This is a genomic window from uncultured Kordia sp. (genome assembly GCF_947489565.1).
In the GTDB taxonomy this organism is placed as follows: domain Bacteria; phylum Bacteroidota; class Bacteroidia; order Flavobacteriales; family Flavobacteriaceae; genus Kordia.
This window is the reverse complement of the sequence record NZ_CANLEA010000003.1, coordinates 306,038-332,395: the sequence shown is the minus strand read 5'-3', so window position 1 is coordinate 332,395 and position 26,358 is coordinate 306,038. Positions and strand designations below refer to the sequence as shown.

The window sequence follows — 26,358 nt, the reverse complement described above, 5'->3', positions numbered from 1 at the left end:
TTTTTGTATCCACAATATTAGGCTGTTTTGGTGTGACTCTTTCATGCAACTTTGTATCCATAACTAATCAAACCAGCTAAAAATGAGAAGAGCATTACTCATCGGAATTAATGACTATCCTAAAAATCCTCTAAAGGGATGTGAAAATGATGCACTGCGTATGCAATCGGTATTGGAAATTCACGAAAATGGGAATCCTAACTTTGATTGCAAACTATTACTTTCTAGTAAAAAAAGTGTTACACGTTCAGAAGTTCGGAAAAATATAAAGAAACTATTCAATCATGAAAAAGGGACAACACTTTTATATTTTTCTGGACATGGTGCAACAACTGTGGCAGGAACGTATTTAGTTACACAAGATGCCAAACCAGAAGATGTAGGCGTAAGTCTGATGGAAATTGTTGCCATAGCAAACAATTCAAAAGCAGATGAAGTGATAATCATTTTGGATTGTTGTTATGCAGGTGATGCAGGAAATACTATTGATTTAAACGAACGTAAAGTAATTCTACGTGAAGGAGTTTCCATTTTAGCAGCAGCCTCAGCAGATCAATATTCGTATGAAAAAAATGATGGAGGAATTTTCACCAATATCATATATGATGCTCTAAAAGGAAGCGCCGCTGATGTGCGAGGAAAAATTACACTTTCAGGAATTTATTATACCGCAGATGTTTTTTTAAATGCTTGGAGTCAACGTCCAGTGTTTAAGTCGCATGTATCTCACATGATTTCATTACGAAATTGTACACCCAAAATTTCTTTGAAAATACTTAGAAAGCTTCCTGTATACTTTGACGGTGATACAACAGGAATGACACTTTCTGAAAACTATCTCAAGTCAAAAACGCCTTTAGCGACCATAATGAAACACTTGCAAAAATACCAAGACAACGGTTTGTTAGCGCCAATAGAAGCAAGTACACTACACGAAGCGGCTTTGCATAATAAGAGTTGTTCATTAACAGCTTTAGGTTGCTATTATAAGTCATTGGTAAAACAAAACAGATTGTAGTTATGGGGAAAGATGAAATCATTACGTATGCCGTTGGTTTTGGAATACCGAGACTATTGTATGAATTGGTAATAATGAATAATGAGAATACAGGATTTTACGCTATTACATCGACATTGAAGAATTTATCATTATTTGACATTGGAATGGAGGAAGGAGTTGGTGTTTTGGTCATTATAGGAGTTTTGAGCTATCAGTTTTCTTCCTATCTCATTTTAAAATATTATGAACATAAAATAGAAAAAGATCGGATACGATTATTACTGGCAAGTACAACAGAAGTAGTAGAACGCATTGATACCTATTCGATTTCTAAAGCACTACGTAGAAAGTTAAAAGCAAAATATTTATTAGAAGAATTTTAAAAACGAACCTATGACACCCACAGAAAAATTCAGATTAGTTCAGGATATCTATTTTACATTACAATCTACGTATAATACAGATGAAATTTTAAATATTCTGGATGATTATCAAATTCAGAGTAATTCTGACATAAAATATTCACAAGAAGCTATAAAACGCCTCATAGGGAAAGCTAGTAATGAAACTATATTAGAGATTGCTAAAGATTTAAAATTAAGCCTATCCTTTATAAAATCAGGAACTAGAAAGCAATCAACATCAAAACCAATACTAAAGAAAATCTTTATCAGTCATGATTTAAAAGACAAACAAATCGTAGAAAGTTTCATTCAATTATTACAAGGTATTGGAATTAGTCCTGAACACATTTTTTGTTCTTCACTAGAAGGGTATGGAGCTTCATTAGGAGAAAATTTTGAAGACGAAATAAAAGATCGACTCAACGACGAAGTACTTGTTTTATTTATGATCTCCAATCACTTTTACAGCTCTAATAAGTGTATAATTCAAATGGGAGCTGCTTGGGGATTAACAAAAGATCAAATTTCTATAGCGATTCCTCCATTCAAATTGGAAGAAATGAAAGGTGTATTTCAAAACTTTCAAGGAATACAAATAGATCAAGAAAAGCAACTAGACTTACTCAAAGCGACACTCGAACACAAATTTGGCTTAAAAGTCCAAAAACAATTGCATTGGGAACCCAAACGCGATATGGTAGTACGAGACATCAAAGCACAGCTTTCGGAATGATAAAAAACTCAAACAATTTATAAACTCAAATTAATTTAAAACTAGAAAGAATGAAAAAGTATTACGTAAACAAAAATGCACAAGCAAATGGAGATCATGAAGTACATACATCTGATTGTTATTGGCTTCCAAAGGCAGAGAATAGAATTTATTTAGGAGAATTTTATAGTTGCGATAGCGCAGTTAGAGAAGCTAAAAAACATTATTCACAAGTTAATGGCTGTAAGCATTGCTCAGAATCTTGTCATACTTCTTAAAACTGATTCAGTATGAAAAATACAATATATGTATTTCTAATGGTTCTTTTTGGCATTAGCATTGCTAATGCCACTGAACCTGTAGATGTAGCAAATCTCAGTATTAAACTATCATTTCAAAAAACAATAGATCACTATTACTCTTTTGAAGAGGGAGATGAAATTTTGTTCAATATAGAAATGATAAAAGGCAGGCATATAAAAAGTGTAGAAATTACGGCGCTACCATCTAATATTTTACTATCTGAGTTTAAAGTTAGCAAGCTTGTTAATCAGAAAATAAAAATTAAAAAGAAAGGTGTTGTTAGGTTTCGTTTTTACAGTTCTTCTTTGACTAATAGAGTTTGCAGAGCAAGAATACAAAGAATTCCTTCAGATGTTTCTAAAATTGATTTTAATACAGATTGGACATGGAAAGTACTAAAAGATACTACCTATGTAAAGTATACGCAAGATAGCCTTACAGGATACAGAACTGTAAAATATCAAGAAAAAGTAAGAGAATTAAAAGAAGAACGGTTAGAAGAAATTCTAATGTTTGATAAATCTGAAAGGGTTCATTCTCGGACAAATCTAAATAATAACAACAATTCATATTTAAGAGTAAGTCTACCCAATCTTACCAATACGAATTACAGGCAAGAAAAGCTTTTGTCTTGGGCATATTGGATAGGTGTTGGAGAAGCATCACAACAGGCATATCAGAAAAATCTAGAAAGTGTTAAAGAATTAGCAAAAGGTGTAGCCGCTCGTTATACGACGCCATTAGGGGCATTGGCAGTTGGAAAAATAACTGATATGATACTACCCAACATAGGTGATGATGTTCAATATTATTTCATTCCTGATAATGAGAATGCTCAAAAGTTTTACAACGATCAACAGTTTTTACAGTTTGATATGGGAAAAGGGCGTGCTGCTTTCGGTAGACACGATCAATTCCCAAAAGGAAACTTTTACGTTGGCTTATCTAATGATAATCTTACAAGAGGTATCAATGTCAATGTAAAAATAATTGCAGTAAAGCAAGTAAAGATATTTGAAGATGTAATCTACGACCGAGAACGCGAAGAACCTCTATATAAAACCTTGCATAAAACAAGGATGAAAATTAATGAAACAAGGATACGAGTTCCCGTAGAATAATCATGAGATCGTATCACAGCATAGTACTTTTAATATGCTTTTTGTCTTGTTCAAAGGAAAAATTGCAAACGGTATATGTCGCTTCAAAAGGGAAGAAATACTTTCATACAAAAGCGTGTAAACTTCAAGGGAATGACAAAGAAGCAATACGAACTAGTGATGCACTTGCTGCAAATTATAAGGCGTGTAAGTATTGTAAACCATCTTATGAAAAAGTAGCAACTAAAAAACATGAGCGATCATTTTCTACTTCAAAAGAAGAATTACAAACGGTATATGTTGCATCAAAAGGGAAGAAGTTCTTTCACACAAAAGTGTGTAAACTTCAAGGAAATAACAAAGAACCCATAGGAATCAATGATGCACTTGCTGCAAATTATAATGCGTGTAAGTATTGTAAATCATCTTATGAAAAAGTAACAACTAAAAAACATGAGCGATCACTTTCTAAGTTAAAAGAAGAATTGCAAACGGTATATGTTGCTTCAAGAGGGAAGAAATACTTTCATACAAAAGCCTGTAAACTTCAAGGTGACAATAAAGAAGCGATTGGAATTAATGATGCAATTTCTAAGAACTATAAGGCATGCAAGTTTTGTAAACCGATATCAGAAAATAAAAAAGACACACAGCAATTAAATCATTCAATTCCTTCAGGAAATGACAAGGAAAAAAAGAGAAAATATAAAAAATCATCTTCTTCACGAAAATATTATACAGTTCAGTGCTCAGGAACAACAAGAAAAGGGAAAAGATGTAAAAGAAAAGTAAAAAAAGGTAGTACAAGATGCTACCAACATTAACTAACCAATAAAACGAATACAAATGAAAAATTTAATTATCGCATTAACAATTTTATGCTTTATAAGCTTGTCATCATGTACTGAAGAAGATGAAAATTGTATTGAGCAAAAATGTGGAATCTACACTAATGGGAAACAACTTTGGAGAGGACCAGAATGTGGTTGTTACTATATTAATGACAATGGTAATAAATCATATGTTGATAGAGAAGCTTGTAGTTGTTAATCAATAAACTAAGATGATAATGATAACAAACGAATTAAAAAGTCACTTTCTGCGATTGTATCAAATGGCTTTTGTAGACGATGATTTTGATGTGTTGGAACTACGAATGCTTTACAAGTTTGCAGAAGAAAGAGGGATTTCGAAAGAACAACTAAACGAGATATTACTAAATCCTTCACATGATGCGTCCATCCCAAAAACTAAAAAAGATCGAATATCCTATTTATACGATTTAGCAATCATGATTTGGGCAGACAAGAAAGTAACAGAAGATGAATACATGACTTTAAAAAAGTATTGTAAAAAATTTGAATTCCTTGAAGAAAACATCAACGATATCACGGATTACTTATTGGACTGTGCTAAAAAGGGCATAAAAAAAGAAGTGTTAATTAACGAGATTAATTCCTAAAAAATGACTTCCATAAAAAAATTATTTAAACTAAAAGAAACGTTTTCTTTTGAAGAAAAAGAGAACACGCATGATGCTAGAGAGCAAGTTCGTATAACGTATCATCAAAGTGGATACGGAGCTTCAACAAAAGCTTCAGGAGATGAAATGACCTTTGCTGTTTGCTTGAAAAATTTATACAATACGTTCGAAAACTCCTGTCGAAAACAATTGAACGAACAAAAAGTATTAAAGCAACCTTATGTTGAATCGCAAGAAAAGCAGCGTACAGAACTAAAAAAGAGAGAGACGGCACTTTCCATATATCAAGAACAAGAAGTACAAATTAATGAACAAATAGAAGTACTAAAACACGATATGGTGAATGTAAAACAGAAACCAGATGCGTACGGAATTGTAACGGATAAAAAACCAAAAGCACAGTTTTATATAGGACTATTATTGCTTTTGCCAATTACCGTTTATCTTTTTGTATTCTATATATCAGCATCGTATTCTGCATTTTTTAAAGATTTTGATAACAACAGTGTAAGTGCTGCCATATTTGATTCAAATGCATTAGGAAAAGCGATATCTGATGGAATGTTAGAAGCTATATTCGTAGGAACGATTCCGTTTGTATTTATGGGATTAGGATATTTGATTCACATGTTTCAAAAGGAAAAAACAAGAGGATCGTATATAAAACTCAGCGCACTATTTTTATTAACCTTTTTCTTTGATATTATTTTAGCATACCTCATTGAGAAGAAAATATTTGACTATGAAAGTACTATTGGCGAAAGTTTTTCTCCTACTATAGCTTTAAAAAGTGTCAATTTTTGGGGAATTATATTCGCAGGATTTGTCGTGTATGTGATTTGGGGATTAGTCTTCGACTTTGTAATGAAAGAACATGAGAATGTAGATAAGATTCGAGCTTTTATTAGAAACAAGAGAGAGGAAATTAAAAATGAATTAAACAAAAAAGACAAAGCAATTTCTAAGATTACGGATTTAAAAAAAGAAATAGTAGCCATTAAAGGTCTCATTACAGAGTTACAATCTAAAATAGATGGTTTTATATTTCCTGTAAAAGAATATTTGCACTACCACTACCAATATGAAGAAGGTTGGTATCAATCAATTAATGCAGAATTGGCAATTCCATCCAAAGAGAAAATCGAACTCAAACAACGTTGCAAAGACGTTTCAGGAAAACATTTACAAGAACTTAATTTAAGTGAAAACATGGACTATCAACACTTAGTATATACAACAAAATAAAATGAAAAAAAGTAGACTAATAAACCCAATATTGTTATTGACATTCTTAATGTGTTTCGCATGTGAAGAAGTTGTAAAAGAACAAAAAGAACAAGAAAGTAAAAACGTATCAACCTTAGTAATGTCTCAAAATCAAAACTTAAACATCAGTCTTTTGTTGGATTTGTCAGATAGGATCAATCCAGAAAAATATGGTGATGCAAGTATGGAATACTTTGAAATGGATGTAGGATACATTCAATCAGTAGCAGAAGCTTTTATAGCGCATCTTTCAGAGAAAAACAAGCATCGTATGAATGATAAAATGCAGTTATATTTTGATCCATCACCCAAAAACAAAAACATCAACAATCTTTCAAAATCATTAAAATTTAAAGTCGATAAAAGTAATGCTTCCAAAAAAACATTAAATGATATTAAGCATTTGTACAAGATTAATTCTCAAAAAATTTATGAATTGGCAATAGAAGACAATGCCTACGTAGGTTCTGATATGTGGCGCTTTTTTAAAAGTAAAATTCACGATCTGTGTATTTCAAAAACGCATCGAAACATTCTCATTATTCTTACGGACGGATATATTTATCATAAGAATTCTCAAATGCAGGAAGGTAATAAAACGACGTATCTAACGCCACAATTTATTAGAAAGCATAAGCTAAATACCAAAAACTGGAAACAACGTTTTGTAGATAAAGAATTTGGATTCATACCAGCAGCAGAAAACTTGGAAAATCTTGAAGTTTTAGTGCTTGGTATCAATCCTGATAAAAAAAATCCGTATGAAGAGGATGTCATTGAAGAGTATTGGAAACATTGGCTCCACGACATGAATGTAAAACATTATGAAATCAAAACTGCCATATTACCAGCGGATATGGACAAAATTATAAAAGACTTTATTCTAATCTTAAATAACTAATAAAATTTTAAAAAACATGGCAGTAAAAAACACAGAAACAGGTGAGGTACATAAAGGAAGTAAAGGGAGTGAAACAAAATGTGGTTTTGACACATCAGCAAGTCATTGGGTAAGCTCAAATAGTAAAATAACCTGTGAACGAAAAGGTTGTAAGGATTAGATTTTTTCTTAGCACAACACAAAACCTTGTAGGATATACAAGGTTTTTTTATGGTCTATTTTTATGATTATTGAAATTCTGTGTAGATTTTAACTAAATGCTTTACACACTCTATAATCACATTTCGTATTCATTTAATTATGTTGGTTAATAATTGTATTTGTTGAATTTTGTTGCGTCTTGTTGCGTTTTGTTGCAAACTGTTGCAGGTATCGTCCTAAAATTTGTCTACATATTATTATGTGATTCTATTCAATAATATAAATACTTATACATACTCCTTCTTCACAATAATAAATATGTAAAGGTGTGTCAAATAACTTTTCACTTCTTATTTTTTCCTCCAATTCTTTAAATATTTCATTCAAAAACATGTAGGCTTTGTAATTATAAGAATATGCTAAATAACCAAAAGATGGAGCGTCCAATATGAAATCGTAAATATCATTTTCTTCGGTTAAATCCAAAAAATCTCGATAATTTTTTGATATCGGCGAAAGATCAATTTGACCAACGGAGTATTCTTCTTCTTCAACGTCATAGAATAATTCTTCTTCGTTTTCCGAATATATTTTGCTCCATTCTTGTAAATAACCAAACTCCCCTTTAGTTTCCGTAGAAAAAGAGATAATATGCTCTTGATCGTAGTATTCACGACCAATAAGTATCGCTTTAATTTTTTCATTTGTTTGATTTTGACTTAATTCTTCTAGTACAGGAATTATATCTTGAATCAATTTTTTCTTGATTGCTTCTTCATCAATATCAAACTTCTTAGTTTTTTCAAATGCTTTAATTAATTCGGCATTATCTTTAAAAGGAACAACCTCCAAAACTTCGTCTAAAAACATTGAATTATCAAGGTCTTTAGCATTAATAAGGTCTCCAACCGTTTTTATGTATTCATCAATTAAACCATTGAAGGTAAGTTTTTGCAGTTCTTTTAAATTAGTATTGAATTCTTTTTCAAGATTTGAATGTATAGTGTTATTCATTGTAATAATATTTAATCAAATATAATGTAGTTATTTAGTGTCATGAATAGTTACTTTATTTATAAAAAGTACTAATTTGTTTACATAATCTTAATTCTACTAACTTTTCTAAGAAGATTAAATATATCAAGGTGGAAATAAAAAAGCTACCTTTTTATACAAAAGGCAGCTTCAACTAACTATTAAGGTTTTTTAGGGCAAAAAAAGATTAATTGTTTCGCTGGAAAACTAAGGTGTCTGTTCCGCCATTTCCACCGCTGATATCTTGCAAACTTATTGTGGAAGAAGAATAACTGATGATATCCCAATCGTCATTCAAATCGAAAAATTCACTTGTATTAGGTACGTTGAATGAAATATTAAAATCAATATCATCATCAGAACTACTGTCATCACTACTATTACTGTCGTCTGATACAGACCAAGTTCCTTGTATTTGATTTGTTCCATCACTAGCAGTTACTGTTCCACTAGCTTCAAAAGTAAAATTGTAGTTAGTAAAATCGTTGGTTTCATCTTGTCCAGAGTCTACAAAACTTGTAATTCTCCATGTGCCTGATTCGGCAATATTTGTTATTTCGGCAATGGTTTGAGAGTTGTCAATAAGCACATCATCATCTGTATCACAAGTGGTTGACATAAGAGAGAAACTCAGCATTATTAAAAAGCTTAAATAAAGTCGTGTTTTCATAATTGTAAATATTTAAAGTTTAGAAAATTTGAGTACATCAGTTCCACCATTTCCGCCACTCACATCTTGGAGGACTACTTCCGTAGCAGTTACAGAAGTCACATCCCAATCGTCATTAAATTCGTCAAATGGAACTCCACTGAAATTGAGGTTTAATACATTTCCTGCATTTTGAACATTCCATGTTCCATTAATTACAGTTCCGTTGGTTGCTTGTACAGTTCCATTACTCATAAATGCCAGTTGATATCCTGTATAGTCAGAAGTTTCATCAGTTCCATCGTCTGTGTATGAATCTACAATCCATGTGCCATCACTTAAAATGGTGTCTAAATTGTTTGTGCTTCCACCAGTTGAAGGATTTCGTTCAAAAGTTAGGTAATCAATATTTCCATCGCCACCACTCACATCTTTTAAGCGTATAATATCATTGGTTACTTCCAACACATCCCAATCTTCTGCCAATTCATCTAAAGGAGAAGTGCTACCAAAGTTTAAATTAAGCTCCAAAGCAGTTTGATCGCCAACAGACGTATTCCAAAAACCATCCGTAATTGCTCCCATTAAGTTAGCAGTTGCAGAACCATCAGAAGCGAAATTAAATACATAGTCTGTATAATTTGAAGTTTCATCTGCATCATCAAAATAATAGGTAATATACCAATCACCCATAGTTAGTGAGTTTACCAAAGCGGTATCATCTACATTTCCATTGTTTCCTGAAGATGTGCAGTCACTTTCAAATCGCAGACGATCATCTCCAAGTCGCAAATCTACTTTTGTTTCATCATTTTCTTGTTCTATCTCGTGAAGATTCCAAGTAGCGTTAAAATCAGGGAAATCAGGAATATTTATAATGACTGAAATGTTATTTCCTGAACCAGACGATTGCCAAGTTCCTGCAAAATTCCCAGCCCCTGAAGTGATTTGGATGCTTCCATCCGTTCCAAAATTAAAATTGTAACCTACATACGTATCTTCTAAATCATTGTCATTTCGTTCTAACTTATCTACCATCCAATTGGAACATTGACTTAATACGGTTGCTAATTGATCGTTTGTACAGTTATTGCAGTCATCATCATTGTAATCATAGTCATCGTCTTCATCGCATACATCATCATAACTATTGATAGTATTTTCTAATTCTGTAAAGTTATTGATGGTGATGGTTTGTCCGTCAAACGTGGTCACTGTAATTGGAAATTGAATAGTAATAATATCATTGTCATCAATATTTTCAATAAACACATACATTTCTGCATCATTCATAATAGAAATAGTTTCTAACAATTCATTATTTGTATTAAAGAATGAAGCGACAATTGGATAATTAAAATCTAAACACTCAATATCGTCATCACTTACATTTTGACCATTACAGTTTGCTGTAAATGTTGCAAATTCAATGGCATTATTAATCACTACTTCTGTAAAATCAGTTAATGTGATGGTAATAGGAAATTGAATTTCTAAATTATCATTATCATCATCGAATTCATCAAAAATAGCTTCAATAGTGGCAAAATCCTCTTGGGAATCAACTGTTATTTCCAGTCCATTTACAACTACGATTACTGGTAATTGAATAGAAACACAGTTGGCGTTGTCAATAATATTATCAAAAGAACCATCATTAGTTGCAGTGCGTTGCATCAGGCTCTTTACTGGAGAGTTGATATCGAACGTTTGTTCCTGTGGCGCTTCAATAACTTCCATGTCTTCTGTTCTACAGGAAGTACTTATCATTACAAAAAGTAATGCAATTGCGAAAAGTTGTGTTAGTGCTTTCATAAGTAGTAGAGATTAGTTTTTTCTTCTTTTGCTAATACAACAACCATCAAATTAAAATCCCTGACTTTTGATTAAAAAAAAATGAGTATCTTGATTTTTTAACATTTTTATACGTGGAAAAAGAACTAGAAACTCATGTTTGCGAAGAGCGTATTTTTGAAAGTATCTATCGGAAGCTTTCAAAAAGTATACATGATTTTTTGTATTACAAATACGGTAGTAACTGTAACCCTAATGATACTACTCAAGAAGCTTTTTTAAAGCTTTGGAAGAATTGTGGTATGGTTTCGCCTTCAAAAGCAAAGTCTTTTCTTTTTACTGTAGCTAATAATTTGGTATTAAATCAACTAAAACATGAAAAGGTAAAGCTGAAATATCAAAAAATCAATACTAAAACCCATACCAACGAGAGTCCTGAGTTTATTATGCAAGAAGCGGAGTTTTTAGAGAAATACAATTCAGTTTTAGAAAATATGAAAGAAGAATACCGAGTTGCTTTTTTATTGAGCAAAGCAGAAAACAAAAAGCAAAAAGAAATCGCAGAGATGTTAGAGATCACTGTTAAAGTAGTAGAATATAGAGTTCACAGAGCTTTTATGATACTAAAGGAACAATTGGAAGGATTTTCCATAAAATAATCAGGGATTTTTAATAATGAGTTGTTTTATATAAAATGTACTAGAAATGGACAATGATAATTTAATACAAAAATGGCTGAATGAGGAGCTTTCAGAATCTGAATTAAAGGGTTTTGAGCAAAGTGCTGATTTTGAATATTATCAGTCTATTGTAGAGAATGCACAACGATTCAAAGCTTCAAATTTTCAAACCGTTGATGATTTTGAAACTTTCAAGGCTAACAAATTATCATCGCAAACACAAAAACGAAATTTTTCAAGAATTTTTATGCCGATTTTAAAAATGGCAGGTGTCTTTGTAGTTTTATTTGGACTATATACACTCTTTTTTAATAACAGCCTTATAACTATTACAACAGTAGCTAGTGAAAAAACTACTATTCTATTACCTGATACCTCTGAAATTGTGCTCAACGCTGAATCATCAATTAAATATGACAAAGAGAATTGGAACAATCAGCGAATGGTACAATTAAACGGAGAAGCCTTTTTTAAAGTTGCCAAAGGAGAAACATTTGATGTGATTGCGCAAAAAGATACTATTCGTGTGGTAGGAACGCAGTTTAATGTAAAAAAGCGAACTAACTATTTTGAAGTAACGTGTTATGAAGGCGCAGTAAAAGTTATAACGGGAACACATCAACGTCTTTTAAAACAAGGAGATCAATTGGTAATTCTAAATGATGAATTGATAGAACGAAAATTGAGCAATGCAAAGCCGAACTGGATGCAAAAACTTAGTTCTTTTTCAGCAGTACCACTACAAGAAGTGTTTGACGAGATGGAACGCCAATTTGACGTTGAAATCGCCACAGAGAATATTAATGATCGTCAACTCTTTACAGGAGGTTTTCAGCATGATGACCTACAAAAAGCCTTACAATCAGTTACCGAACCTATGAATTTACGCTTTGAAATGGATACTGAAAAAAGTGTAATCGTATATGAAGTTAACCAATAACATATATACATTTATTATTGTTTTGCTCCTTGCTACATACAGTTTTGGGCAAAATAGTACTGCTCCTGAGAAGAAAGAATCGCTGATTACAGTTTTAGAAAATATAAAGAAAAAATTTGAAGTTGAATTTAATTATTCACAAGAACAACTCAAAGAAGTTAGTGTCACAACTCCTGATTTTTCAACATCACTTTCCAACATATTACTACAACTTGAAAGAGAAACAAAGTTTACTTTCCAACAAATGGACAGTCGCTTTATTATTGTGAAGTTAAAAAAAGGGGTAATTGTTTGTGGTTTTTTAAAAAATAAAGACACAAATGTTCCCATTGAATCAGCAACCATTCAAGGATTGACAAACGCCACCACAAGTGATGAAAATGGTTTTTTTCGTTTGCAAATTTCTTCTCCGAAAGAATTGATTACCATACGACATATATCTTATAAAACCATACAACGCATTAGTGAAAATTTTACTGAAAATGGATGCGGAAGCGTATATCTTATCCAGCAAACAGAATCACTTTCGAGCGTCATTATATCTAACTATATAGCATCAGGAATTAGCAAACTTAGCAATGGTTCGTTCACATTAAATTTTAAGAATTTTGATTTGTTGCCAGGAATGATAGAGAATGATGTATTGCAAGCTGTTCAAGCCTTTCCTGGTATTCAAAGTACTAATGAAACAGTATCTAATTTGAATATTCGTGGTGGAACTCACGATCAAAATCTAATCAAATGGGATGGTATCAAAATGTATCAGTCAGGACATTTTTTCGGATTGATTTCGATGTATAATCCTCAAATTACCCAAAAAGTTCAACTCTTAAAAAATGGTACAGATGTAAGTGAAACAGATGGTGTTTCAGGTACTATAGCTATGGAGACAGCTAAAAATATTTCAACAACTTTTAAAGGAAGTGTCGGGATAAATTTTACAGATGCGAATATATTCTTTGATACGCCACTAGGTAAAAAATCATCCATACAAATTGCAGCTAGGAAATCAATTAATGATTTGATAGAAACGCCTGCATACAATGCCTATTTTGAGCAAATAGAACAGGATACCGAAGTAGCAGAAAATCAAGAAAATATTATCAATTCTGATAAGAGTTTTGACTTTTACGACACTTCTTTTCGTTGGTTATATTCTATAGATGATCGTAATGAATTGCGATTGAATGGAATTTTTGTTTCTAATACATTAAGTTTTACCGAAACATTAGTAACAGGTACTATTGAAGATTCTAGAGAAAGTAACTTACAACAAAAAAGTTTTGGAGCAGGATTATATTTTAAAAATAATTGGAGAGACAAACTGTTTACAACACTTGAAATTTATGAATCAGACTATAAGCTAAGAGCTATAAACGCTAATTTATTAGATTCACAACGTTTTTTGCAAGAAAATAAAGTTTCCGAAACTAGTGCAAAATTAAAATTGAACTATTTGTATAATGATAATTTTTCCATCAACGCAGGATATCATTTTGTAGAAACAGAAGTGACCAATTTGGACGATATTGACATTCCTTTGATTCGTTTGTTACTTTCGGAAGTGTTGCGCACTCATGCTTTCTTTTCAGGAATTAATTATAACTCAAATGATAAAAACACACAAATCAGTTTTGGAGGACGTTACAATTATTTAGATAAGTTTAAAAAACATATCATTGAACCTAGATTTAGTTTGAGTCATACGTTTTTGGAAGATTTTATTGTTGAAGCACAAGCAGAATTTAAACACCAAAACACCTCACAAATTGTGAACTTTCAAAATGATTTTTTAGGTATTGAAAAAAGACGTTGGCAATTATCAAATGATAACGATATTCCTGTACTTACCAGCAAACAACTATCGGTTGGACTTAACTATCAAAAAAATAATTGGTTGGCAAGTGTTGAAGGGTATTTTAAAGAAGTTGATGGAATTACCACACAAAGTCAAGGTTTTCAAAATCAATATGAATTTACAAAAGCAAGTGGACAGTATGATGTTTATGGAATTGATATGCTACTTAGAAAAAGACTAGACAACTTAAATATGTGGCTTAGTTATTCGTATATGAACAATGAATACACGTTCAAGTCATTAGAAGCAGATCCGTTTGCAAGTAACTACGATATAACTCATTCGGTAACTTCTGGGATTACCTATTCCTATAACTCTTTAAAATTAGGCTTAGGACTGAATTGGAGAACAGGAAAACCAATAACGATGCCTGTTGTTGGAAACGAAATCTCCAACGGAGAAATCAACTACGAACAAGTCAATACTTCACGATTAGAGGATTATCTCCGATTGGACTTTTCAGCTAAATATGCGTATGAATTATCAGAAAGGATGCGATTAGATTTTGCATTTGCACTCTGGAATGTACTAAATACTAACAACCAAATAGAAAAATATTACCGAATTAATTCTCAAGATACTGTTTCTGATATACAGCGTTTCTCTTTAGGTATGACACCCAATTTTTCGTGTAGGTTATATTTCTAAGATTTTCATACTACAATAAAGAGGTCTTTTCTTATACTTTGTTTTTTACATTATGTTGTGAATAGTTACTAAATATTACAGAATTGTGTTAAGAATTAGAACAATTAATAATTTTGTCTACACATACAATTCAAACTCTTTATTCGTAAGTATGTTCAAAATTCTAGGCACTTCACCAACAAAATAATTCGGAATTCCTCTATTAGTTTCTATATAGTTATAGACTTGAGGTAGAGTAATAGCTCCTTTTAGGTATAACTTGATTTGTTTACGTATTTTTTCCTCGTTGGTTTGTTGTTTGCGGCGTGCACCTGCTTTTGTTGCATTCTGTTGTTTTCTCGTTGCACGCATATCTTTGTACTTTTGATATTGTTTGAGCCATTCTAATGTATAAGTAAAACCACCCTCATTTGCTTTTTTTCTAGTAGCATCAAAATATATACACGGAAAATAAATTTTGTATTGCTCTTTGCTTTTAAAGAATCGCTTCGCACGGTTTATCCTATATACGAGAAAGCCAAACATATACAACAAGGTTTCTTTCTTTGGAATACTACCATTTGGGTTTTGTAAGTATTCATCATCGATTTGAATATAGGCATTGTGCCAACTACCGTAATACACATTCATATCTTTCCAAATAGGTGCAGCCATCTTTAGAAATAACTGTAATAATAATTCTCTAAATTCTTCTCTTGACATAGCACCATTGATAGCTTCGCTCTCTAAACGACGATTCATATTTGATGCAGAAAAGCTATACTCATCATAATGATGCTCTGTAAGAGCTTGTAGTAACTCTGATCTATGTAGAATTTGATTACGTAAATACTCTGATAGATGATTTTTTGGAAAATTTTCGCCGCCGCCTAGTTTGTCTGCGTTCTGATTTGATTTTTTTTGATGTTTATCCTGTTCGGTGATCTTGTTGTTGTTCTTGTAATTTTCAGAGTTCTGCTCGGAGAAATTTATAGGTTCATCCTCTTTGGTGTTCTTGTAAATGCTCTTGTAGTTTTCAAAGTTCTGCTTGGAAGTTTTTAAGGGTTCATCCTCTTTGGTGATCTTGTAAGTGTTCTTGTTTTTGCCAACGGCAAAAGAATTCACTTCCGCTTCTTGGGAATGGTTATCAACATTCCCTACTTTCTTTATTATTTCTTTAGTAAATGTTCTTGTATCTTCACTTTTATCACGAACTTTTTTCGTTAAAAAATATGTAACGGATTGATTTTCATTAGTAGTTAATGATTTTTCATGTATGCAGAAGATTGCTGTATTGATGAAGAAATTAACAGGTTTTTTAGTTCCGTGAAAGGTATAATCAATTATGATTCCTGCATCTCTTAATCTATAGATATGATTTTGAACAGTACGAGAAGTGTATAATATTCTAGGCTGTCCATCATTTGTTAAATTGGAGATTCCTGTAGATGTTATTCTGACCTTTGGAAAGTTAACTCCAAGCTTTGTATCTAAAGTCTTTAAATGATTGCGTAAATCAGTCAACTGATTTCCATACTGCCATAGAATAACTTCAAAAGTTCGTTCATGCATGGCGCTAACTTTTTGATACTTCCTTTTTGGAAGTAATAACATATTTCCATTTTGAGATTCAACAAGCGAATTATAATTCTTGGTAGCATACCATTTGGTTTTAATTCCTTTGTGTGATCTATTGTCAAAATTAGATTTAGCTATAGCTGCTTGTTTTTTTAGATTGTTAGTTTCAATAAATTCAACAACACTTTTATTGTAAGCTAAAATGGCTTTATTTCGTTCTTTAACTAAATCATTATAACCGTTTACATATTTCCTGTAACGCTTTAGCATCTCTAATCGATCTTCACTAAGGATATATGGACGAGAAGTTTTCTTTGGAATTTGATCTTTAATGATGATTAGCCCACTACCATTATGACCAGTTGCCGTAAAGTTATGATCTTGTTGCATTATAGGTAGTTTTAGGAAGCTATTAATAATGCAGCATGTTCTTCAACAAACAGACTAATTTTTTGTAAATCTTCAATCAAAAAGTTCGATTTTAGAAAACTTGGGGCTACTAAAATGGACAAATTAGCATTTTTGCTTTTTTGTCCATTCTTTTTTTGGTTCAAAATACATTTTGCTAATTTCGTTTTCTATTTTCTAGATTTCTTCTGTAAACTTTTTAGAAAACTTATTGTAAATAACTGTGTCGATTTCGCCTATTGCATATCGTTCTTGAATCTTTTCTAGTTTTTCTTTTAGTCTTTAAGTTATATTTCAAAGTTGCTGTATTGTCCTTATTTGAGTTTTTTGTCCATTTTTTAGTTTTAGAATAGTCTGAAAATTTTGTTGATCAATAATTCAGTAGATTTGTGAGATTCAGTACTGTACTGCTAAAGTGCACGCTGCCTTTGTTGTTTTATCGTTTAATTTCGTAACCAATACTTAAAAAATTTATCGACAAAATATATGCTTATACATCCCTTCTCTAAATTTTCATCCAAATTTCTCTTGTATTGCTTTTTGATATGTTCACTATCTAGTTTTTCTCAAGAAGGAGATTCTTTGACAGGTTATTCACATCAAAAACTCAAATCATTATATCATAATGTTATATCTGATGATACGATTTCTGCTCGTACTTATTTAAATAAAATGCTTTCTAATGCCACAAAAGCTAAAAATAGTTATCATCTTTCAGAGACTAGTATATTATTAGCTTCGTTAGAAAATCGTCAAGGAAATCATACTGCTGCTATAAGTTATATTGAAAATGCAATTGAACTTGCTAAATCTATTAATAATGAAGATTTAACAGCGCAAGGCTTTTTTATGAATGGTAGAATAAGATATCACAATGGAGATTATGAAAATGCTGTGAAGGCATATTTAGAAGCACTTAAATACTATAAAAAAACATCACATAAGCTAATGATAAATGATATTTCCCATAATATAGCATTAATCAAAAGTGAGTTGGGAAATCAGGATGAGGCACTGCAAATTTTAGTAAAGAATTATCATCGTTCCAAAGATGTTTCTAAAGAGATTAGAAAAAAAGAATTCGGTTTGTATTTCTACACAAATACATTAATGACGCTTAGTAATGTATACATTCGAAAGGCCGATAAAGCTAAGACCAATTCAAAAAAGCAACAATTATTAGATTCTGCATCTATCTATAATCTTCTCGGATATCACGAAACTTTAAAAGACAATGATGTAATTGGGAATATTTATTTTATAAATGGAGAAGGGATGATTAGTTATGAAAAAGGACTATTTGATGAAGCTATAGAAAAATTAAGGACATCTATAGAGAAAATCAAGAAGTTAAATCATCCTAGTTTATTAACCTCCGCATATTATTATAAAGGGCTTAGTCATCGAAAATTGAATCAGATTGACATCGCAATTACATATCTGAAAAAAATAGATTCTATCTCAAAAAAGAATAATATTAATTATCCAACTTTACAAGGTACTTATTACACTTTGGCGCAAATTTATAAAGAACGTCAAGACTCCGTAAATATCTTAAAGTATCAAAACTTATATATTGAAAACGATCGTATAAACAAACATATTAACGAAACTGTACGGCAAGAAATTCATAAGAAATATGACATAGCTCTTTTGAATTCTGAAATAAAAACATTGACAAATACTTCAAAAAAAGACAAAAATAGATATACAAAAGCTATTATTATCATTGTTATACTTACCACATTGTTCGCTATGTTTTTCTTGTTTTACAGAAAACAACAACGAAAAAACAAGCTGACTTTTGAAAAGTTAATGATGCAATTGGAAAGTAAGAAAACCGAAGCAGTTTCAAAACCAAATACTTCCAAAGGTCTTACCATAGACAATGAAAAAGCAGCCCAAATTATAGAAGAGTTAGAGAAGTTTGAACAGAACAAATTGTTCCTAGATAAGAGTTGTGATTTAGGATTTGTCGCTAAAAAGGTAAAAACTAATAAAGCCTATTTGTCAAAAGTGATCCATTCTCATAAGCAACAAAAATTTGTAGATTATATAAGAGGACTTCGAATCAATTATGCATTACAAAGATTAAAAGATGATAAAGTATTTCGATCATATGATATTAAATCAATCGCAGAAGAATCTGGATTTAAGTCATCCGATACCTTTTCAAGAGCCTTTGTGAAAAACACTGGAATTTATCCTTCGTATTATATTACGAGTATAAATAAAAAACAGGCATAGTTTTCTAAATACAATCGATAATTATCGAATTATCGATTGTATTTTTTTGTAATAAACTATTCAGAGGTTACTTTACTAACTTAATATTAAAACTATATTGCAATGAAGAAACAACGAAAATTAAGTTTGCAAAAGAGTAAGATTGCAAAGATTAACTATAATAACTTATATAGTATAAAAGGAGGCACTATTACGGATTCGAATACCAATCCAACAGCTTACCAGACATGTAATACTTCGCTAGCTACTGATGACTGTAATACTAATGAAACGAATTGTAATACCGATGAAACTAGTTGCACTACTACCGCAAATCAAACTACGCAACAAACGCGTGAACAAGGCGGAAACTCGGTTATTACTTGTGGTGTAGATCCTGTAGATGGAATCTAATCATTTAGTATCATAAAAAAAAGCCTGCTATTTGAATAAATAACAGGCTTTAATTTTTTAACTCCTTTTGGAAGGATTAACAAATTCCATTTCCAGGGCAAGATATTGTTTGTGGACATGTTACTTGAGTTGCTGTTGTGCCTCCACCGCCGCAAGTTCCATCAGCAGACGGATCAGGACAATTCGCATCATGCGTTGGGCAACATATTCCTAAAGGTACACAAGACTCTGTTTTAAAACCTCCATAAATTGAATTTTGTACTTCAAGACTAGAAATTGATGTTTTGTTAAGCTTTAAGTTTTTAAGATCTTTTTTTTTCATAATTATTAAATTTTATAATTAGTAATTGCATCAAATCTATAAGGGAAAAATTGACAATACAACAAAAGTCATCGATGATTATCGAATTATCGATTATGAATTATTCTTCAAGCAGTGATCACTTCCTTGTAATTAGGACAGTGCTTTAATATCATTTACGAAAGTTTAACTTCTACTTTAAAAAGTTTTCTTAACAATGATTCATGCAAATCATTTTCTAACGAGACCATCTTATTGTTAATGATTGAACTTTATTATTCTAAAGATTTTATTTACTAAAGCCTTCATGAGCTTGTTGAATCGTAATTATCAAACAATGTTTTTTGATAGATATCTCCTTTGAACTTATTAATCAATTCTTTAATAAATTCGTAATGTTTCACATATTGATTTGGGATAAAAAGTAGTTTAATTCCCTTAGCTTTTAAAAGCTCCATTTTTATTTTATCAGATTTGATTGTACTTTTTCTAGAATAATGTTCTCTTCCGTTTAATTCAAAAACAATTTTAGGAATATTGCCTTCATATAATACTCCGTCAAATTCTTTTTTATTTACCAACTCATTGTTCTTTTCTTCGGGGAATAAGTCAATAATCTTAACATTCCTTCTAAATTTACTGCCTCTAATAGAACAATAATGATTCATAGTTAGATAAAATTCATTCTCAAAACTTGAATCATTTGAGAAACCAATGGTAAACTTATTTACAACACTCTGTGAAACACTTGTGGTTCCATTTTTTGCTACATAATCAATCAAAGCATATAAATCGTCATCCTTTTTGGAAATAATATCAATTGCTTTCATGTCTGTCACAACAATCAAGTTCTCTTTTGCTCTTGTAACTCCAACATTTATTAATTGACTATTATTCTTTATCCAATCGTATGTTTTAGAAGATGTATTTTTTGAAATTGCGGTAGATATGATGATAGTCTTGTTTTCTTGACCTTGTACTTTATGGATCGTTCCACAACTAACAGAAGCAGCTATTTCCTTTTTATCTTTTGCAACCTTTAAATAATGATTGATGACTTCTTCTTGATTTCTAAAAGGTGTAATAATAAATACGTCTTTTAAATTATTGTCTTTTATATAATCAACGATTGCCTTGGCTTCTTCTATTTGGGAGTTTCTATTTTTATGATTTACATTATTTACATCTATTAGTTTAATTTCTCCTTGAGTTTTAATAGCTTCAAGATTTAATCGACTCTCATAAAACCTCATATTAGAATAGTTGATAATCTTTTTGCCGCATCTATAATGATAGCTTAATAGGATATTTCGTGAAATATTATCGATGTTCTTATACACAGAAAGAATTGAATTATTGAAGTAATCATAAACCTCATCAACCTGAAATTTTTTCATTAACTGCTCATTTCGTGTTTCTTCAAAAATCACAATAGGTTTTAGCTGATTTGTATCACCAATTAGAACCATATTTGTACATTTTGAAATCGGAATTAAGCTAGTCGCAATATCACATTGTCCTGCTTCATCAATGGCTAACAAGTCAAACTTGAATTTTCTTCCCAATCTACGACATGATATGTTGGTTGTTAAAACTATAGGAAATACTTTGGTGAATCTTTCTAAATTTTCATCATCTGCTATCCAATTGTTGAATTTTTTAATTTGTTCATCTTCCTCTTCTAAATACAGTATTTCAATGAGGTCACTGTATTTTTTGGTTTTTAAGCGCTTCATATATCTCAAACATTCAAAGTAAAAGAATTGTAGCAACTGATAATTATCTTTAATTACCTCAAATATCCCTTTTATATTATCATCCGTTGTTTGAGGAATTTCGTTTAATCGACTTTCAAGTTTGTCCTTTTCTTGTTCAAGTAAATAATAACTGCCTTTTGATAATAAACTAGTAACGAAACCTAGGTTTTGTTCTAAGTCAATTCTATCCTCATAATTTTTCAGTTTTTCAAGAAGTATTTGGTTTTTTACTTTTGATTTTTCTTTTAGATTAAACAAGAGTTTTTCTTTGGGAATATCTCTTGTTTCAAATTCGTATAGTTCTTTTATCCTTTTTAAGGCTTTAGCTACTAGTTTATTGTTTCCAAGTCGGATAATGGGAAATAATATCTCTTTGTTTTTGTATTTACCTAAAAACAACTTGTCCTTTATTCCATCAATTGGAATATTATTATTGGAGGAAATCAGCAAGGTTTTATTGTTAGTCAAACAATTCACTACAATATTTAGGATGGTTTGTGTTTTTCCAGTGCCAGGAGGACCTTGTACATAAGTTATGGGAAACTTTAATGAATTATAAATCGTTCTTAGTTGATCGATATTGATATTATTGTCATAAAGGACTATATGAGGTTCTTTTCTGTTTTTTCTATCTAACAAAGAAAAATTTTGAAAGAATGCTCTCAAAGGTGGATTCATTTCTTTTTTTGAATGCTGTGAATTTATTTCATCATAAATACTAGAAATATCAATTTGAGTATATCCTAAAACAACAATTTCAGGTCGTGTATTGGGTAATTCTCCCGATTTGAAGTTGCTTCTTAAAAGTTCAATGGCCGCATTCTTATCTTCAAGATACAAAGCTTCAAAGTCAGTTGGACTCATATCTGTATAATAAGACAAGGAATATTTTATATTTTCTATGTAGAAATTAGAATTGAAATATAACTTAGTTCCTATCTGTAGAGTCTTTTCTACCGGATCAAAAGTGAGTTTTCGATACGCAACAACAAATTTCCCTCTAGATTGTAAATCTATAGAGAATTCGCAGATGGCTAACTCATAATTATTATATACTTTATATTGATTGTGATAGATTTCCTTTAATATCTGTTTTTGTTGTATATCTGATAATTGATAAGGAACTTTCTCAATAAGTTCTTTTATTTCAAGATTTTGAATGAGATGTTGCCGATACAAAAAAGGATCAGAATTTGCTTTGTAACATTCTAAATAGTAATTAAGTACATTGTTGTCAAATCTGTCAAAGTCATATGTATCTAAACTTTTATCCTCATCAAGCTTTCTTATAAGTTTTTCAGAAACTTTATAATGTGAGAACTTCAAAATCTCAGCATCCTGAATTTTAGAAATAAAAATCTTTGCATTTAGGATTGGTTCATCTTTATTAGGATTAAACAGATGTACAAAAAGTTCGTCATTTGCATTGATGTCTAAAATTGAAATCCAGAATTGAGTATTGTCACCATTCTTATTTTCATAATTTATTTTTAGGTATTTACCTTCTCGAATGGCTTTCCCTATAAGTGCTATCGGGTTTATTTTTGACATGAATTATGAGAGTTTTTATTCCTACTTACTTTTCTAAAAATACAAATTTTTCTCACAGAACTCAAAAAGCTTTAAATGGGAAGTGGTGGTCTAGAAAGTATGTGTTTTTTTACTTCAAATTTTCATGTGAAAAGCTCGATTTTTGACAAGTCTCAACTATTACCAAATACACTTAAAAATGGAGCATATTTTTTAGTTTAAAGAATGAAATATAGGTGAAATAAATACTGGGAAATTTGTGTCAAAATGATGCAGTTTATAACGTGTAATATGAGTATAAAATCAAAACAAACCATATTGATTCAGTAACAAAATGTAGTGCGCAATAGAAAACTTGCAAGTGTTTCAAAATCTTTGTGTTAGATGTCAGTAGGCGTATTTATTGGTGTTAACAGGTATATGGATTAGGATACTTTGACTTTCTAAATGCTTCCATAGCTCTTTGTTTTAAAGAAATAAGTTATAGAATTTTTAGTACGAATAAACTTTCATGAAAAGTAAGTTTTTGAAGATTGACTATGCTTTAATATATGGTTTTCCCATAATAATTGGTAATGTTTCCGAGAAACGCTCTTTTTTTTATTTAAAACAGTGTTTTTTATAAGATGAAATTGATATACTTGTAGCGGTAAGATGAAAAAAAGTTATAGATCTTCCCCTGTAATGCTGTTTTAAAAACAGTTACTTTTCCCTCAAAATATATAAAATAATATGAACACTCTATGTAAGTAGAGGAAGCGAAGCTTTGCTTAAAAATCACCTACTCTTATGAATTTTAAAATAGGTTGGCATGTACTATATGTCAAGTCTCGTTGGGAAAAAAAAGTTTGTGAATCTTTAAAAGAAATTTCTTTAGATCCTTTTTTACCTTTAGTCAAAACCATTAGACAATGGAGCGATAGAAAAAAAACAATTTTAGAACCTCTATTTCCATCTTATGTATTTGTGAATATACACTCTTCATTAGAGTTTCATAAAGCATTGTCTGTAAATGGTGTCTGCTCTTATATTTGTTTTGGAAATGAATATGCACATCTCCAAGCAAAAGAAATTGAACAAATTAAACTTCTACTTGGAGAAGATATTAACGCCGTGGATGTGCAAACGAATGCACAACTTCCTAAAGTAGGAGAAACTAAAAAAATTAATTACGGACCATTAAATGGATTAAATTGTGAAATTGTTGAAGCTGATAATCACAATAAAATTATTGTGAGAATAGATTCTTTACAGCAAAACATTATAGCAACAATACCTTCCTATTCTTTCCAAGGAGTTGTTTAGAACAACTATAGTAATGCTTGATTTTTGTTTGAATGATAAGCGCAATTATTTATGGCTTCAATAGAAGCTAGTGTACGTTATAATAAAATCATTTCGCGTTATAAAATTTCCTAACAGCTCAAGATAGTTTACTTATTACTTATGAATTCCTAGAAACAATTATAGCATATTTTAAACTGCTAAATTATATACACAAATGAAGGATATATCAAAAAAACGACATTTTGTTAAAACAATTACGTGGAGGATTTTAGCCTCGTTAACTACATTTTTGTTGGCAATGTTTTTCTTTAGAGATGATACAGATGCCGTTGAAAAAGCATTTGGAGTAGCACTTGCCGAAGCTGCCTTGAAAATGGTTTTATATTACTACCATGAACGTTTTTGGTATAAATCCAACTTCGGATTAACATCTAGATCAAACAGAAAAACTGAAAATGAATAACATCACACCCTTTTCGTTTGGAATAAGAAAAAAAGATCGGAACAAGCTAAATGGTCATGAATCTTTTGTGATATGGTTTACTGGACTATCAGGTTCAGGTAAGTCAACATTAGCAAATGCTTTAGAGGAAAAGTTGTTTAGCATTGGAGTTAAAACATATTTGTTGGATGGAGATAATATTAGAGTCGGAATCAATAAAAATTTAAAGTTTACTGCTGCTGATAGAGAAGAAAACCTCAGGCGTATTGCAGAAATTGCTAAGCTTTTTATTGACGCTGGAACTGTCGTGCTAGCAGCTTTTATTACTCCTTACAAGAAAAACAGATTGCTCATAGAGAAAATAGTTGCACCTCAAAATTTTATCGAAATCTATGTGAATACAAGTTTAGAAGAATGTGAACGTAGAGATTGTAAAGGCTTATATGAGAAAGCAAGGAAAGGAGAGATAAAAAACTTTACTGGAATTTCTGACCCATATGAAGAACCTGAAAATCCTAATCTTAATATAGATACCGCTAAAGAAACTACAGAAGAATCTGTGGAACGAATATTAAATTTTATTCAGAATAAATTAGAATCCAAAACTAATGAGTAAATATTACTTAAATTATTTAGACGAATTAGAGTCAGAAGCTATTTTCATATTGAGAGAAGCTTGGGGACAATTTGAAAATCCAGTAATTCTATTTTCAGGAGGAAAAGATTCAATTGTGCTTACACATTTAGCCAAAAAAGCATTTTATCCATCTAAAATCCCATTTACATTAGTACATGTAGATACGGGACACAATTTTCCAGAAACTATTCAATTTAGAGATGACCTAATAGGAAATTTAGGAGTCAACTCTATTGTCGGATCTGTTCAAAAATCTATTGATCAAGGACGTGCGGTTGAAGAAAAAGGAAAAAATTCAACTAGAAATGCACTGCAAATCGTCACGTTATTAGATTTAATAGAAGACAATAAAATAGACTGTGCAATTGGAGGAGCCAGAAGAGATGAAGAAAAAGTAAGAGCGAAAGAACGCTTCTTTTCTCATAGAGATGATTTTGGACAATGGGATCCAAAAAATCAACGTCCTGAATTATGGAATATATTTAATGGAAGACACTTTGAAGGCGAACATTTTAGAATTTTTCCAATAAGTAACTGGACTGAAATAGATGTTTGGAATTACATTAAAAGAGAAAATATAGAAATACCTTCTTTATACTTTTCACACAAACGAAAAGTAGTTTTTAGAAACAATTCGTGGATTCCATTTTCTGAGTATATCAATTTAGAAGCATCTGAAGAAGTAATTTCTAAACAAATACGATTCAGAACTCTTGGAGATATTACCATTACAGGAGGAATTGAATCTGAAGCGAATACCGTAACAAAAATTATAAAAGAAATCTCCGCAATGAGATTTACAGAACGTGGTAATAGAGCAGATGACAAACGTTCTGTGACAGCAATGGAAGATCGTAAACGTCAAGGATATTTTTAACTAAGAAA

General features: G+C 31.0%; 26 protein-coding genes. 20 read left to right on the top strand and 6 right to left on the bottom strand.

What is annotated here, in order from left to right; genetic code table 11:
- Positions 1-82 precede the first annotated feature (82 nt).
- Genes Q0845_RS05960 through Q0845_RS05910 form a run of 11 tightly spaced genes read left to right on the top strand, consistent with a single transcriptional unit; the run spans position 83 to position 7,329 of the window.
- Positions 83-1,018 (top strand): caspase family protein, encoded by a 936-nt coding sequence (locus Q0845_RS05960; RefSeq protein ID WP_298510608.1) that lies wholly within the window; start codon positions 83-85, stop codon positions 1,016-1,018.
- 2 nt (positions 1,019-1,020) lie between these two features.
- On the top strand, positions 1,021-1,383 hold the full coding sequence (locus Q0845_RS05955) for a hypothetical protein (RefSeq protein WP_298510605.1): 363 nt from the start codon (positions 1,021-1,023) through the stop codon (positions 1,381-1,383).
- A gap of 10 nt (positions 1,384-1,393) precedes the next feature.
- Positions 1,394-2,137, top strand: coding sequence for a toll/interleukin-1 receptor domain-containing protein (locus Q0845_RS05950; RefSeq protein WP_298510602.1), 744 nt, complete (start codon positions 1,394-1,396; stop codon positions 2,135-2,137).
- A 50-nt stretch (positions 2,138-2,187) separates the two neighbouring features.
- A complete protein-coding gene (locus Q0845_RS05945) occupies positions 2,188-2,394 on the top strand; it encodes a hypothetical protein (protein ID WP_298510600.1) in 207 nt (68 codons plus the stop codon).
- Positions 2,395-2,406: 12 nt separating this feature from the next.
- Positions 2,407-3,540 (top strand): hypothetical protein, encoded by a 1,134-nt coding sequence (locus Q0845_RS05940; protein ID WP_298510597.1) that lies wholly within the window; start codon positions 2,407-2,409, stop codon positions 3,538-3,540.
- Between the two features lie 41 nt (positions 3,541-3,581).
- On the top strand, positions 3,582-4,343 hold the full coding sequence (locus Q0845_RS05935; protein WP_298510595.1) for a hypothetical protein: 762 nt from the start codon (positions 3,582-3,584) through the stop codon (positions 4,341-4,343).
- A 22-nt stretch (positions 4,344-4,365) separates the two neighbouring features.
- Positions 4,366-4,569 (top strand): hypothetical protein, encoded by a 204-nt coding sequence (locus Q0845_RS05930; RefSeq protein ID WP_298510592.1) that lies wholly within the window; start codon positions 4,366-4,368, stop codon positions 4,567-4,569.
- 19 nt (positions 4,570-4,588) lie between these two features.
- Positions 4,589-4,981 (top strand): hypothetical protein, encoded by a 393-nt coding sequence (locus Q0845_RS05925; RefSeq protein WP_298510589.1) that lies wholly within the window; start codon positions 4,589-4,591, stop codon positions 4,979-4,981.
- A gap of 3 nt (positions 4,982-4,984) precedes the next feature.
- On the top strand, positions 4,985-6,247 hold the full coding sequence (locus tag Q0845_RS05920) for an ABC transporter permease (RefSeq protein ID WP_298510586.1): 1,263 nt from the start codon (positions 4,985-4,987) through the stop codon (positions 6,245-6,247).
- Position 6,248: 1 nt separating this feature from the next.
- Positions 6,249-7,169 carry a hypothetical protein gene (locus Q0845_RS05915; protein ID WP_298510583.1) on the top strand — a complete coding sequence of 307 codons (921 nt, stop codon included), beginning with the start codon at positions 6,249-6,251 and terminating at the stop codon, positions 7,167-7,169.
- Positions 7,170-7,185: 16 nt separating this feature from the next.
- Positions 7,186-7,329 (top strand): hypothetical protein, encoded by a 144-nt coding sequence (locus tag Q0845_RS05910; protein ID WP_298510580.1) that lies wholly within the window; start codon positions 7,186-7,188, stop codon positions 7,327-7,329.
- A 248-nt stretch (positions 7,330-7,577) separates the two neighbouring features.
- On the opposite strand, the gene Q0845_RS05905 is transcribed toward Q0845_RS05910, so the two are convergent.
- The 3 genes from Q0845_RS05905 to Q0845_RS05895 form a co-directional block, all read right to left on the bottom strand.
- A complete protein-coding gene (locus tag Q0845_RS05905) occupies positions 7,578-8,324 on the bottom strand; it encodes a hypothetical protein (protein ID WP_298510577.1) in 747 nt (248 codons plus the stop codon).
- Between the two features lie 208 nt (positions 8,325-8,532).
- Positions 8,533-9,015 (bottom strand): hypothetical protein, encoded by a 483-nt coding sequence (locus tag Q0845_RS05900; RefSeq protein WP_298510575.1) that lies wholly within the window; start codon positions 9,013-9,015, stop codon positions 8,533-8,535.
- 12 nt (positions 9,016-9,027) lie between these two features.
- The gene (locus Q0845_RS05895; protein ID WP_298510572.1) at positions 9,028-10,809 is read right to left on the bottom strand and encodes a hypothetical protein; all 1,782 of its coding nucleotides are present in this window, start codon (positions 10,807-10,809) and stop codon (positions 9,028-9,030) included.
- 113 nt (positions 10,810-10,922) lie between these two features.
- On the opposite strand from Q0845_RS05895, the gene Q0845_RS05890 reads away from it, so the two are divergent.
- The 3 genes from Q0845_RS05890 to Q0845_RS05880 are packed head-to-tail and all read left to right on the top strand — an operon-like array spanning position 10,923 to position 14,914.
- Positions 10,923-11,447: a sigma-70 family RNA polymerase sigma factor gene (locus tag Q0845_RS05890; RefSeq protein ID WP_298510569.1), complete on the top strand. Its 525-nt coding sequence runs from the start codon at positions 10,923-10,925 to the stop codon at positions 11,445-11,447.
- Between the two features lie 46 nt (positions 11,448-11,493).
- A complete protein-coding gene (locus tag Q0845_RS05885) occupies positions 11,494-12,408 on the top strand; it encodes a FecR family protein (protein WP_298510567.1) in 915 nt (304 codons plus the stop codon).
- Positions 12,392-14,914 (top strand): TonB-dependent receptor plug domain-containing protein, encoded by a 2,523-nt coding sequence (locus tag Q0845_RS05880; RefSeq protein ID WP_298510564.1) that lies wholly within the window; start codon positions 12,392-12,394, stop codon positions 14,912-14,914. Before Q0845_RS05885 ends, Q0845_RS05880 begins: the two co-directional genes overlap by 17 nt.
- Before the next feature lie 117 nt (positions 14,915-15,031).
- Here the strand turns inward: Q0845_RS05880 and Q0845_RS05875 are convergent, their stop codons facing one another.
- Entirely contained in the window at positions 15,032-16,861 is a 1,830-nt protein-coding gene (locus Q0845_RS05875) for a hypothetical protein (protein ID WP_298510561.1), read from the bottom strand.
- A 600-nt stretch (positions 16,862-17,461) separates the two neighbouring features.
- On the opposite strand from Q0845_RS05875, the gene Q0845_RS05870 reads away from it, so the two are divergent.
- Together Q0845_RS05870 and Q0845_RS05865 are read left to right on the top strand one after the other, a co-directional pair.
- Positions 17,462-19,126, top strand: coding sequence for a tetratricopeptide repeat protein (locus Q0845_RS05870; protein ID WP_298510558.1), 1,665 nt, complete (start codon positions 17,462-17,464; stop codon positions 19,124-19,126).
- A 102-nt stretch (positions 19,127-19,228) separates the two neighbouring features.
- The gene (locus Q0845_RS05865; RefSeq protein ID WP_298510555.1) at positions 19,229-19,519 is read left to right on the top strand and encodes a class I lanthipeptide; all 291 of its coding nucleotides are present in this window, start codon (positions 19,229-19,231) and stop codon (positions 19,517-19,519) included.
- Positions 19,520-19,595: 76 nt separating this feature from the next.
- On the opposite strand, the gene Q0845_RS05860 is transcribed toward Q0845_RS05865, so the two are convergent.
- Complete coding sequence (locus Q0845_RS05860) at positions 19,596-19,841, bottom strand: hypothetical protein (protein WP_298510552.1); 246 nt, start codon at positions 19,839-19,841, stop codon at positions 19,596-19,598.
- Positions 19,842-20,125: 284 nt separating this feature from the next.
- Positions 20,126-23,128 (bottom strand): AAA domain-containing protein, encoded by a 3,003-nt coding sequence (locus Q0845_RS05855; protein ID WP_298510549.1) that lies wholly within the window; start codon positions 23,126-23,128, stop codon positions 20,126-20,128.
- A gap of 768 nt (positions 23,129-23,896) precedes the next feature.
- On the opposite strand from Q0845_RS05855, the gene Q0845_RS05850 reads away from it, so the two are divergent.
- The 4 genes from Q0845_RS05850 (at position 23,897) to cysD (ending at position 26,350) form a co-directional block, all read left to right on the top strand.
- A complete protein-coding gene (locus Q0845_RS05850) occupies positions 23,897-24,412 on the top strand; it encodes a UpxY family transcription antiterminator (RefSeq protein ID WP_298510546.1) in 516 nt (171 codons plus the stop codon).
- A gap of 196 nt (positions 24,413-24,608) precedes the next feature.
- Complete coding sequence (locus tag Q0845_RS05845; protein ID WP_298510543.1) at positions 24,609-24,857, top strand: DUF2061 domain-containing protein; 249 nt, start codon at positions 24,609-24,611, stop codon at positions 24,855-24,857.
- A complete protein-coding gene (gene cysC, locus Q0845_RS05840) occupies positions 24,850-25,452 on the top strand; it encodes an adenylyl-sulfate kinase (protein ID WP_298510540.1) in 603 nt (200 codons plus the stop codon). The genes Q0845_RS05845 and cysC overlap by 8 nt, the downstream gene beginning before the upstream one ends.
- Positions 25,445-26,350, top strand: coding sequence for a sulfate adenylyltransferase subunit CysD (gene cysD / locus Q0845_RS05835; RefSeq protein ID WP_298510537.1), 906 nt, complete (start codon positions 25,445-25,447; stop codon positions 26,348-26,350). The genes cysC and cysD overlap by 8 nt, the downstream gene beginning before the upstream one ends.
- Positions 26,351-26,358: the final 8 nt, after the last annotated feature.